Annotated in this window: 10 protein-coding genes; 5 read left to right on the plus strand and 5 right to left on the minus strand. The window is 69.5% G+C overall.

Translation table 11 applies throughout. The features are described 5' to 3' along the window. The 3 genes from B4L26_RS06120 to B4L26_RS06130 all read right to left on the minus strand — a co-directional run. Nucleotides 1-257: hypothetical protein (locus B4L26_RS06120; protein ID WP_290717077.1), on the minus strand; the 257-nt coding region annotated here is incomplete at its 3' end. A gap of 50 nt (nucleotides 258-307) precedes the next feature. Beyond that, nucleotides 308-820 (minus strand): AMIN-like domain-containing (lipo)protein, encoded by a 513-nt coding sequence (locus B4L26_RS06125; RefSeq protein WP_290717079.1) that lies wholly within the window; start codon nucleotides 818-820, stop codon nucleotides 308-310. Continuing rightward, nucleotides 817-1,896 carry an alpha/beta hydrolase gene (locus B4L26_RS06130; protein ID WP_409563461.1) on the minus strand — a complete coding sequence of 360 codons (1,080 nt, stop codon included), beginning with the start codon at nucleotides 1,894-1,896 and terminating at the stop codon, nucleotides 817-819. The genes B4L26_RS06125 and B4L26_RS06130 overlap by 4 nt, the downstream gene beginning before the upstream one ends. A 114-nt stretch (nucleotides 1,897-2,010) precedes the next feature. On the opposite strand from B4L26_RS06130, the gene mqo reads away from it, so the two are divergent. The 5 genes from mqo to B4L26_RS06155 are packed head-to-tail and all read left to right on the plus strand — an operon-like array spanning nucleotide 2,011 to nucleotide 9,169. Beyond that, on the plus strand, nucleotides 2,011-3,516 hold the full coding sequence (mqo, locus tag B4L26_RS06135; protein ID WP_409563460.1) for a malate dehydrogenase (quinone): 1,506 nt from the start codon (nucleotides 2,011-2,013) through the stop codon (nucleotides 3,514-3,516). 6 nt (nucleotides 3,517-3,522) lie between these two features. Next, nucleotides 3,523-5,463 (plus strand): VWA domain-containing protein, encoded by a 1,941-nt coding sequence (locus B4L26_RS06140; RefSeq protein WP_290717085.1) that lies wholly within the window; start codon nucleotides 3,523-3,525, stop codon nucleotides 5,461-5,463. A gap of 10 nt (nucleotides 5,464-5,473) precedes the next feature. Beyond that, entirely contained in the window at nucleotides 5,474-6,091 is a 618-nt protein-coding gene (gene cobO / locus B4L26_RS06145) for a cob(I)yrinic acid a,c-diamide adenosyltransferase (RefSeq protein ID WP_290717087.1), read from the plus strand. Between the two features lie 16 nt (nucleotides 6,092-6,107). Then, complete coding sequence (locus B4L26_RS06150) at nucleotides 6,108-7,487, plus strand: cobyrinate a,c-diamide synthase (RefSeq protein WP_290717090.1); 1,380 nt, start codon at nucleotides 6,108-6,110, stop codon at nucleotides 7,485-7,487. Beyond that, nucleotides 7,487-9,169: a GAF domain-containing protein gene (locus tag B4L26_RS06155; RefSeq protein WP_290717092.1), complete on the plus strand. Its 1,683-nt coding sequence runs from the start codon at nucleotides 7,487-7,489 to the stop codon at nucleotides 9,167-9,169. Before B4L26_RS06150 ends, B4L26_RS06155 begins: the two co-directional genes overlap by 1 nt. A gap of 45 nt (nucleotides 9,170-9,214) precedes the next feature. On the opposite strand, the gene B4L26_RS06160 is transcribed toward B4L26_RS06155, so the two are convergent. Beyond that, nucleotides 9,215-9,868, minus strand: a complete 654-nt coding sequence (locus tag B4L26_RS06160) for a response regulator (RefSeq protein WP_290717095.1) — start codon at nucleotides 9,866-9,868, stop codon at nucleotides 9,215-9,217. Nucleotides 9,869-9,903: 35 nt separating this feature from the next. After that, nucleotides 9,904-10,791, minus strand: coding sequence for a DUF726 domain-containing protein (locus B4L26_RS06165; RefSeq protein ID WP_290717101.1), 888 nt, complete (start codon nucleotides 10,789-10,791; stop codon nucleotides 9,904-9,906). Nucleotides 10,792-10,839 lie beyond the last annotated feature (48 nt).

Here is a 10,839-nt window from a genome sequence, read left to right on the forward strand (position 1 = left end):
GACCCGCCGAAACCAACACGGATCTGTTCCCCAGCCTCGACCACATCACCTGGCACGAGCCCACGCCCGATCTCGATACAGCTGCTCCTTCGTCGCAGCCACTCGATCACCGAGATGGCCACCGTCGGCATCGGCCGCGGAATCGGACCAAGGACAAGCACCGCCGACGACGAGCCGAACGCGCCGCCAACCGCAAACAACGACTCACCACGGAATGGCAGCACGCCGAACAGGAATACCACCGACGCCGCGAACACCCCCGCGAAACCGACGGCCCCCCGCCGTTCTGAAAGGGAGGCCGAGGGGACTACCGCGCGATGTCGATGACCAGCCTCGTCGGTGAAGCCAATGTGCTCACCCGGACCCCGGGGTTCTCCGCGTCGACGCCGATGTAGGCCAGAACCTGACCCTCAAACGGTCCGCCGACGTAGACCCCGGCGATCCCGCCGACGCCGTCGACCCGGCCGGTGAACGCGCTGACGCCGGTGTCGCCGGGATATCCGGCGCCGGTGATGACGACTTGGATGACCGTTCGGCCCACCATCGCCAGGCGTTCGCCACTGCCGTCCAAGCGTGGATCGTCGGTGAAGCTCACCATCGCGCCCGGAGTGCCCATTCCGCCCAGGTCGAAGACGACGCGGTCGAAGCCGGGATGTTCACCGAGCCGGACCCGGGTGGCCGACAATCGCGCACCTTCTGACGCCGCAATCGAGACGGGAAGCGTTCCGGTGGGTACCGGCACCGCGTTGTCGCCCCCGCTACAGCCCGCCAGCAGGACGGCCACTGACGAGGTCGCGAGGAGCGCGACGGCAAACCTCACCCGGGCGCGACCGTCTTCCTCGGTGGCGTAGTGGCGGCAGCCTTCTTCGCGGCTGCCTTGGCGGCCGGCGGACGCAGTCCGGTGGCGAGCCAGGCTTCCACCTCGGCGTAGGCCTGTTCCCGGACCGCGGGAAGGGACAAGAACACGTCGTGACGCGCATCGGGGATTGGCACCGAAGTGAGGCGACCGCCCAGACAGCCCGCCCAACGGGCCATGTGCGACACGTCCAACACGGCGTCGGCGCGATCGGTCTTTGACGAGTACTGCTTGGCGAAATACGACTTGTCCGAGCGCAGCACCAGCGACGGCACCGCGACGTCGAGCCCGGCCTGCAGTAGCGCGTGCCCGTTGCGGATCGCGCGGATCCAGCCGAAGGTCACCGGGAAGCCGCCGAGGGGCTTCAACTCGAGGTTGTACTTCCACTCGCCGTGGCGGCTCTCGTGGATGCTGTCGCCATAGGCGGGGGAGAGTTCCTGCGGCAGCACCGTGAGGCCGCGGGTGATGCCAACACCGCGGATGACGGCGGTGACGGCGGGCGAACGCATGGCCGCGCGGCCCTGCAAATCCAGCCACGGACTGTTGAGGATCAGTCCGCCGATCAGGCGGTGGCGGGTCGCGTCGAGGCGGCGCAGACGGTCGATCCACAGCGGGGTGATGAGAGCACCGGTGGAATGGGCGGCGACGATGATCTTCGGGTCATCCTCACCCGCCCCAATGCCGACTTCCGCGGCGATCACGTCGACGGCGAGGCTCAGCTCCACGTCGTAGAAAGACAGATCGCTGACGTAGTGCGCGGTCTGTCCGGCGCGGCGCGAACGACCGCATTTACGCAGGTCGAGAGCGTAGAAGTGATATCCCTGCGAGACGAAGAACTCGGCGAGGGGCTCTTGGTAGAAGTAGTCGGTGAAGCCGTGGACATAGAGCACGGCGCCCTTGGCGGCACGCGGTCGCTTGGGGGCGCGGACGAGGGTCGCGGCGATCGGCGACTCGCCGTCGGGGTCGGCGCCCAGCTCGAATACGCGCATCGAATAGCCGGCGAGCTCACTGTCGGGCTGCCAGTCCTTGGTGTCGGTCACGGTTGCCGATCGTAGCCCGGCGCAGGTGCGACGGTGTGCCTGGTTGCCCAATCGTGTCGGCCGGTCGCGACGGTTGTTGCACCATGGGGAACAATGTGAGGGTAACCGCGAGGAATGGGAGTTTTCGTGTCTGCATCGGTGGTCAAGACTGACGTCGTATTGGTTGGAGCGGGCATCATGAGCGCCACGCTCGGCGCGTTGCTGAGAGAGTTGGAGCCGACCTGGTCGGTCACCCTTTTCGAGAAGCTCGACGCCGCTGCGGCCGAGAGTTCGGACCCCTGGAACAACGCCGGCACCGGCCACTCGGCCCTCTGCGAACTCAACTACACCCCGCGTGAGGCAAACGGCGACGTCAACATCGACAAAGCCGTGACCATCAACGAGCAGTTCCAGGTGTCGCGCCAGTTCTGGGCGCACGCCGTGGACAACGGGATCCTGCGCGACCCCAGCGAGTTCATCAACCCCATCCCGCACGTCAGCTACACCCACGGCGCCGACGGCGTGGACTACCTGCGCAGCCGCTACGACAAGCTGTCGCGTCAGACCCTGTTCGAGGGCATGGAGTTCATCACCGACCCGGGTGAGTTCGCCGACCGTCTGCCGCTCATGGCCGCCGGCCGCGACTACAGCGACCCGGTCGCGCTGAACTGGTACACCGAGGGAACCGACATCGACTTCGGCGCTCTGACCCAGCAGCTCGTGAACTACGTCGGCCAGGGTGCCGACATCTTCTTCGCCCACACCGTGACCAACCTGTCCAAGCAGAGCGACGGCACCTGGGACGTGACGGTCCGCAACAACCACACCGGCGAGAAGCGCAAGGTCAACGCGAAGTTCGTCTTCGTCGGTGCCGGCGGCGGTGCGCTGCACCTGCTGCAGCGCTCGGGCATCAAGGAGATCAAGGGCTTCGGCGGCTTCCCGGTCAGCGGCGAGTTCCTGCGCTGCACCAACCCGGAGTTGATCGCCGAGCACAGCGCCAAGGTGTACGGCCAGGCCGCCGTCGGCGCCCCGCCGATGTCGGTGCCGCACCTCGACACCCGCGTCATCAACCACGAGCCGGGCCTGCTGTTCGGCCCGTACGCCGGCTGGTCGCCGAAGTTCCTCAAGAACGGCAGCGTCACCGACCTGCCCTTCTCGGTGCGCCCGGGCAACCTGCTCCCGATGATCTCGATCGCGCCGAAGGAGTTCGGCCTGCTCAAGTACCTCATCAGCGAGCTCGCCTCGAGCCCGACCGACCGCATCAAGACGCTGCGCGACTTCGTGCCGCGGGCCACCGGCGGCGACTGGGAGGCCATCACCGCCGGTCAGCGCGTCCAGGTCATCCGCGGCAGCGGCATCAACGGCGCACTGGAGTTCGGCACCGCCGTCGTCGCCGCCGGCGACGGGACGATCGCCGGCCTGCTGGGTGCTTCGCCCGGTGCCTCGACTGCAGTTCCCGCGATGCTCGACGTGCTCGAGAAGTGCTTCGGCAAGAAGTACGAGTCGGATTGGGCGCCCAAGCTCGGCGAGATGATCCCGTCGTTTGGCAAGTCGCTCTCAGACAACCCGGCCCTGTACAAGCAGGTGTGGGACTGGACGTCCAAGAGCCTGCAGCTGACTCAGGCCTCGGCCGACGCGTAGGCGGCCATGGGTGCCGATGCGCTGATCCGGTATCCCTTCAGTGCCGTCGTCGGGCAGGAACGCCTCAAACTGGCGTTGATCCTCTCGGCGATCGCGCCCGGGATCGGCGGCGTCCTGGTCCGGGGCGAGAAGGGCACTGCCAAGACCACGGTGGTGCGCGGGCTCGGTCCGCTGCTGCCGGCGACGGGGGAGCGTCCGCGCGTCGTCGAGCTGCCGATCGGCGCCACCGAGGACCGGGTCATCGGATCGTTGGACCTCACGCGTGTCCTGCGCGACGGTGAGGCCGTCTTCACCCCCGGTCTGCTCGCCCAGGCCGATGGCGGGGTGCTCTATATCGACGAGGTCAACCTGCTCGCCGACCACCTCGTCGACGTCCTGCTCGACGCCGCGGCATCGGGCCGGGTGACGATCGAGCGCGACGGGGTGTCGCACACCCAGGACGCGAGCTTCGTCCTCGTCGGAACGATGAACCCCGAAGAAGGCGAACTGCGCCCGCAGCTGCTCGACCGTTTCGGGCTAGCCGTTGACGTCGCAGCGCCGACCGACGTCGAGCAGCGGGTGGCCGTGGTGGAACGGCGCATGGCCTTCGACGCCGATCCCGCCGGGTTCGTCGCCGGATTCGCCGACGAGGAGCAGCTGCTGGCCGAGCGGATCGCAGCGGCGCGCGACCGGGTGAATGGCATCCTCCTGCCAGCCGCGCAGTTGCGACGGATCGCCGGGATCTGTGCGCACCTGCAGGTCGACGGGCTGCGCGGCGATCTCGTCGTCGCCCGGGCCGCAGCCGCGCACGCTGCATGGCGGGGCGCCGAGGAGGTCGACGAGGACGACATCGCCGTCGCCGTCGAACTGGCACTGCCGCACCGACGCCGTCGCGACCCGTTCGACAACGGCAGCCTCGACGACGAGGCTCTGTCGGATGCGATGGCCGCCGGGGATGAGGCCGCCGGGGAGCCCGATCCGGAGCCTGACCCCGACGGCGGTCCCGGTTCTGGGGCCTCGGCCGACCGTGACACTTCCGACGACGGTGGTTTCGATGGTGGCGCACCCGACAGCACTGGTACTCCGGCGACTGACGATTCCCAGGCCGGCGTCGACGCGAGGCGCTTCGGCACTGACTCCACGAGCAAGCCCGCGCCGGTGCGGCCGAACCTGATGACGGTGGCCGGGATCGGCGACGGCGACCCGGGCCGTCGGTCGCGGTCGCGCACTTCGCGCGGGCACACGACGCGCGCCGTCGACTACTCGCCCGGCGCCCCTGTCCACCTATTCGGCACGACGCTGGCCGCCGCCCAGCGTCTCGTCGGCGGAACCGCTGGTGCCTGGGGTGCGACCGGACGCAGCCCGGTGCGCATCGACGACCTGCGCGGAGCGCAGCGCGAGGGCACCGAGGGCAACCTGGTCGTCTTCGTCCTCGACCTGTCCGGGTCGATGACCGCCCGCACGCGACTGAGGGCACTAACCGAGGCATGCGTGGCGTTGCTGCGCGACTCCTACACCCGCCGCGACCGCGTCGCCGTCGTCGTGGCGCGCGGGTCCGAAGCCCGCGTCGTGGTCCCGCCCACGCGGTCGGTCGACCTGGCGGTCGCACGTCTCGCGGATCTGCGCGTCGGTGGGCGCACCCCGCTGGCCGAGGGGTTGCTCGAGGCGCACGCCCTGATCGCGCGGGCACGGATTGCCGAGCCGCGGCGCCGACCGCTACTGGCCGTGCTGACCGACGGTCGGGCGACTGCCGGACCGGGGGCGGTAGGGCGTGCCAACGCAGCTGCCCGCTTGGTGCGCCGCGACGGCGTCGACTCCGTCGTCATCGACTGCGAGCAGGGCATGATCCGACTGGGATTGGCTGCGGAACTGGCGCACACTCTCGGCGGACGGCACGTTCCGATGGCCGAGTTGACCGGCGCGCGGATCGCGAGCGCGGTCGGCGTTCCAGCGGCGCGCGTGGCGTAGCGTTTCGGCCATGCCCAAAGGTGTCCCGACCTCCATCCCCGACGACGGATTGACCACGCGCCAACGCCGCAACGCCCCGGTCCTCGCGGTCAACACCGGCGACGGCAAAGGGAAGTCGACCGCGGCGTTCGGCATGGCCATGCGCGCCTGGAACGCCGGGATGAGCGTCGCGGTGTTCCAGTTCGTCAAGAGTGCCAAGTGGCGCGTCGGGGAGGAGTCCGCGCTGCGGGCACTCGGCGAGGTGCACACCGCGACCGGACAGGGCGCGCCGGTGTCCTGGTTCAAGATGGGCAGCGGATGGTCGTGGCTGCGCGCCAACGACGCCGCCGCCGCCGACCATGCGCAGGCCGCCCGCGACGGGTGGCGCGAGATTGCGCGGTGCTTGGCCTCCGAGGAGCACGACTTCTACGTCCTCGACGAGTTCACCTATCCGCTGGATTGGGGCTGGATCGACGTCGACGAGGTCGTCTCGGTGCTCTCTCAGCGGCCGGGCCGCCAGCATGTAATCATCACCGGACGGCGGGCACCGGCGAAGCTGATCGACGCCGCTGACCTCGTCACCGAGATGGTGAAGGTCAAACACCCGATGGATGCCGGGCGAAAAGGTCAGAAGGGCATCGAGTGGTAGTCGCGGCAGGTGGCCGATGACTGCCGTGCCGGCGGTCGTGATCGCTGCGCCCGCCTCGGGCAGCGGCAAGACGACGGTGAGCACCGGACTGATCGGCGCATTGCGCTCGGCTGGCCACGTCGTGGCGCCGTTCAAAGTGGGGCCCGATTACATCGACCCCGGTTACCACGCGCTCGCCGCAGGGCGTCCGGGGCGCAACCTCGACCCGAACCTCGTCGGCGAGGACCTGATCCCGGCCCTGTATCGCGCGGGCAGCGCTGGCGCCGACATCGCCGTCGTCGAGGGTGTGATGGGACTCTTCGACGGACGGATCACCCCTGACTCCCCGGCAGGCGGGTACGGCTCGACGGCGCACGTCGCGACGCTGATCGGTGCCCCGGTCATCCTCGTCGTCGACGTCGCCGGGCACAGCCAGTCGATGGCCGCGCTGTTGCACGGCTTCCTATCCTTCGACGCCGGGGTGCACGTGGCCGGTGTGATCCTCAATCGGGTCGGCTCGCCACGGCACGAGGAGGTCGTGCGCGCCGCCGCGCAGGCCGTGGGCCTCCCGGTCTACGGGGTGCTGCGCCGTGACGACGCGCTGTCGGTCCCGTCCCGGCATCTCGGGCTGATCCCGGCCGCCGAGCGTTCGCCGGAGGCGCGCGAAGCTGTGTCGGCGATGACCGCGCTGGCCGCCGCGGCCATCGACCTGGACGGGGTTGTCGGCGCGGCCCGCAGCAGTGTCTCCGCGCAACCGTGGTCGGCGTCGACGGCGGTCGGTGAGCCGGTCGCCGGTGAACCCGTCGTGGCAGTTGCCGCCGGGCGCGCCTTCACCTTCGGCTACCCCGAACACGCCGAATTGCTGGCCGCCGCCGGGGCGCGGGTCGTCGACTTCGACCCGCTGAACGAGTCGCTGCCGACGGAAACCGCGGCGCTGGTCCTCGGTGGCGGTTTCCCCGAAGAGCACGCTGAGGAGCTGAGCAGCAACGAGCCGCTGCGGACCGCGGTGCGCGCGCACGTCGCCGCCGGGCGACCGGTGCACGCCGAGTGCGCCGGATACCTGTACCTCACTTCGGGGGTGGTCCGCGACGGACGGGCTGGTCCGTCGCTGGCCGGGGCGCTGCCCGTCGACGCGGAGTTCGGCCCCCGGCTGACGCTCGGCTACCGCGACGGGGTAGCACTGACCGATTCAGTCCTCTACCGCGCCGGCGATCGGGTCACCGGGCACGAGTTCCATCGCAGCACGGTGGCGCCGGGCCCGTCGCCCGCGTGGGGCTGGCACGCCGACGGCGCCCGTGTCGACGGGCACGTCCACGCCGGCGTGCACGCCTCCTTCCTGCACATCCACCCGGCCGCCGTCCCGGGCGCGGTGCGACGGTTCGTCGGCGCGGCTGCTGCTGCCGGAGAGGAAGTCTGATGGAACGGCAACCTGGCCCGACCGACAACCTGCACGCGACGCTCAACACGCTCGCCCGCCAGAGCCTGCGCCCAGACAAGGCACGCGACCTGCTGGAATCGGTGTTGGTCGTCAGCCAGGGCCTCGACCTCGACGAGGCGCTGCAACGCATCGTCGACGTTGCCGCCCGCGTCCTGGACGCGCGCTACGCCGCGCTGGGCGTGCGCGACACCATAGGTGGGGGACTGCGTGAGTTCGTCTACACCGGCATTAGCCCGGACATCCGGGCGACAATGGGGTCACTGCCCAAGGGCAAGGGCGTCCTGGGCCTGTTGATCGAGGATCCACAGGTGCTGCGGATCAGCGACCTGTCGCGGAACCCGGCGTCGGTCGGCTTCCCGCCCAACCACCCGCCCATGCGCAGCTTCCTTGGAGCGCCGGTCCTCATCCGCGGCGAGGTGTTCGGGAGCATCTACCTCACCGAGAAACGGACGGCCGCGACTTTCACCGCCGTCGACGAGGCGCTCATCGGCGTGCTCGCCGTCGCCGCCGGAATCGCCATCGAGAACGCCCGCGGCTTCGAGCGCGCACGCATCCGGCACACATGGATGGAGCTGATCGCACGGCGCGGCGCCGAGCCGCTGGCCGGGGTCAGCCTCGTCGCCAACCTCAACAACATCTGCGCCGACGTCGCCGAACTCACCGGGGCCCGCGCGGTGTACCTGTACCAGACCGAGGACTCGGCGGCGACGCTGCGCGCGAACTCGGGGTGGCCGGGACCGGTGGACTCGGTGACCTTCGGAGCGGCGATCACCGAGACTTCGGAGCTGCGGGTGCTGTCCGACGACGCGCTGCCCGGCTGGGGCGACCGCGACGGCGGCTGGCTGACCGTGGTGCCGCTGGTGCGCGGTCCGTGGGTGTACGGGGCGATCGTGATCCACCAGGACAATCAGCCCGACTGGGAGGTCGAGGAGCGCACCGGCCTGGCCGGCGTCGCCGAGATCGCGTCGCTAGCCATCGCGTACGCCGAGCGCCGCGAGATCGGGCGGCGCCTGGAGATGCTCGAAGACCGTCACCGCATCGCGCGTGACCTGCACGACCACGTCATTCAACGGCTCTTCGCGATGGGACTGTCGCTGCAGGCGTTGACCGTGCAGCGCGACGCCGACGACCAGTCGGAATCGTCCGACGCGGCCCAGCGCGACCGGCTCCAACAGGTGCTCAGCGACCTCGACGGGACGATCTCGCAGATCCGGACCTCGATCTTCGACCTCCAGTCCGGTGACCCGTCGCGCAATCCGACGCTGCGTCGCCGCGTCCTGGCCGTCATCGGCCAGGTGTCCGGACACGCGGAGGTCACGCCGATGGTGCGCTTCGACGGTCCCGTCGACACCGTTGTCATCCCCGAACTTGCCAGCCACGTCGACGCCGTCGTGCGCGAAGGTGTCAGCAATGCACTGCGGCATTCGGGTGCCGACCGGATCGAGGTGCGCGTCGCCGCCGAGCCCCGGGCGGGGGAGCTGACCGTCGAGATCACCGACGACGGTCGCGGCATCGACCCGGGGACTCGTCGGAGCGGGTTGGAGAACCTGCGGATGCGGGCGGCGGAGTGGGACGGCGACTTCACCGTCGGGCCCGGGCTCAGCGGCCGCGGTACGCGACTGCTCTGGCAGGTGCCCCTCGTCGCCCAGAAGACCGACTGAGCCCAAGATCCCGCCGAGCGAGCCCAGATCCGCGCCGAGCGAGCCCTACTTGTCGCCCTGCGATGCCTTCGTCGCCAACACCGCGACCTGGGTGCGGCTGGAGAGGTCGAGTTTCGCGAGGATGCGGGTGACGTTGTTCTTGATCGTCTTCTCCGCGAGGTGCATCCGCTTGGCGATGATGCGGTTGGTGAGGCCCTCGCCGATGAGGTCGACGATCTCCCGCTCGCGTTCGGTCAGTTTGCCGAACGGGTCGTCGGGTGCGCTGCTGCGTTCGCGGAGCCGCTCCATCAGTGCCGCGGTGCTGCGTTGGTCGAGCAGGTTGCCGCCGGCGGCGACGGTGCGGACCGCCGAAACCAGGTTCTGGCCGAGGATCTGCTTGAGCACGAATCCCGAGGCGCCGGCCATGACGGCGGCCAGTAGCGCATCGTCGTCGGCGTAGCTGGTCAGCATCAGACAGTGCGTGTCGGGGCAGGTCGAGCGCACCTCGCGACACAGTTCGACGCCGCTGCCGTCAGGAAGGCGCACGTCGAGGACCGCCACGTCGGGTGGGTCGTTGGTGATGCCGACCAGCGCCTCGGCGACGGTGGCCGCCTCACCGATGACGTCGAGGTCACCGGCGGTGCCGAGGAGGTCGCGCAGGCCGCGACGGACCAGTTCATGGTCATCGACGATGAAGACGCGCACGGGTGCATCGGACATGGTTAGACGGTACCCCGGCATGGGCCGCCAGCGCGTCAGCGTAGCGTCACGCTCCCGAAGTACTCGGTGTGGCCGCCGACGCGGTCGGTGACTTCGTGATCGTGGATCTTGGGGAAGGCCGTCCCGAATCCGTACCGGCCGATTGCCTTGTCGCCCACCTGGGCGGTGCGATAGGCGATTTCCAGGACCTTGTCATTGGCGGAGTAGTAGTTGTGGACGGCGTCTTCCACTGCGTCGTTCAGTGGCCGCCAGTCACCCTTCTTGCCTTCGGCGGCGCCGAGCGTGTGCAGGGTTTGGATGCGGGGGGCGTCGGGATCGGTACCCAGCGTCTCGGCAGCCGTGATCATGACCCGGCCGCCGAGACTGTGGCCGACCAGGATGCAACGGTCGATCTCCGTGCGTGCCAGGATGCTTGCCAACAGCACGCCGGTCTTGTCGGCACGGACCACAGCGGTGTGCCAGGGATTCTTGGCGACCTCCGCTACGGCCAGCGCGCCGCCGAGGAACGGGACCTTCTTGGCGGCGGATTTGCTGGCCTTGCGGCCGACGGCAAAGGCACCCGCCCCAGCTGCACCGCCGCCGCTTCCTTTGAGGGCGAGCGCGGCGAGTGCTTTTTGCTCCTTGCTGCCCCAGTGCACTCGATAGACGGGTGAATCGGGATACCGCCGCTCGACGGCCTGCATGGCCTCGGACCATTCGTTGCTGTTCTCGGTGAGCCATCCCCGGGCGACGAGCACCGGGATGCCGGGGCCGTCGCGGAACAACTCGATGCTGAACGACTTGTCCTCGCTGAGGTAGGCGTTGGTGATGCTGGTTCCCAGTGCCCCGCCGAGCGCAGCGCCGACGACGGTCACGACGCAGGTACCGCCCGTCACACCGAACGCGAGGGCGCCACCGCTCGCGGCGCCGCCGCCGCCATTGATTTCGTGCTCGCACTATGGAGCGAGGTTTGTTACAGGAATAATACCCGC

Origin of the sequence: Gordonia sp. UBA7599, assembly GCA_002477755.1 — a bacterium.
Lineage (GTDB): Bacteria > Actinomycetota > Actinomycetes > Mycobacteriales > Mycobacteriaceae > Gordonia.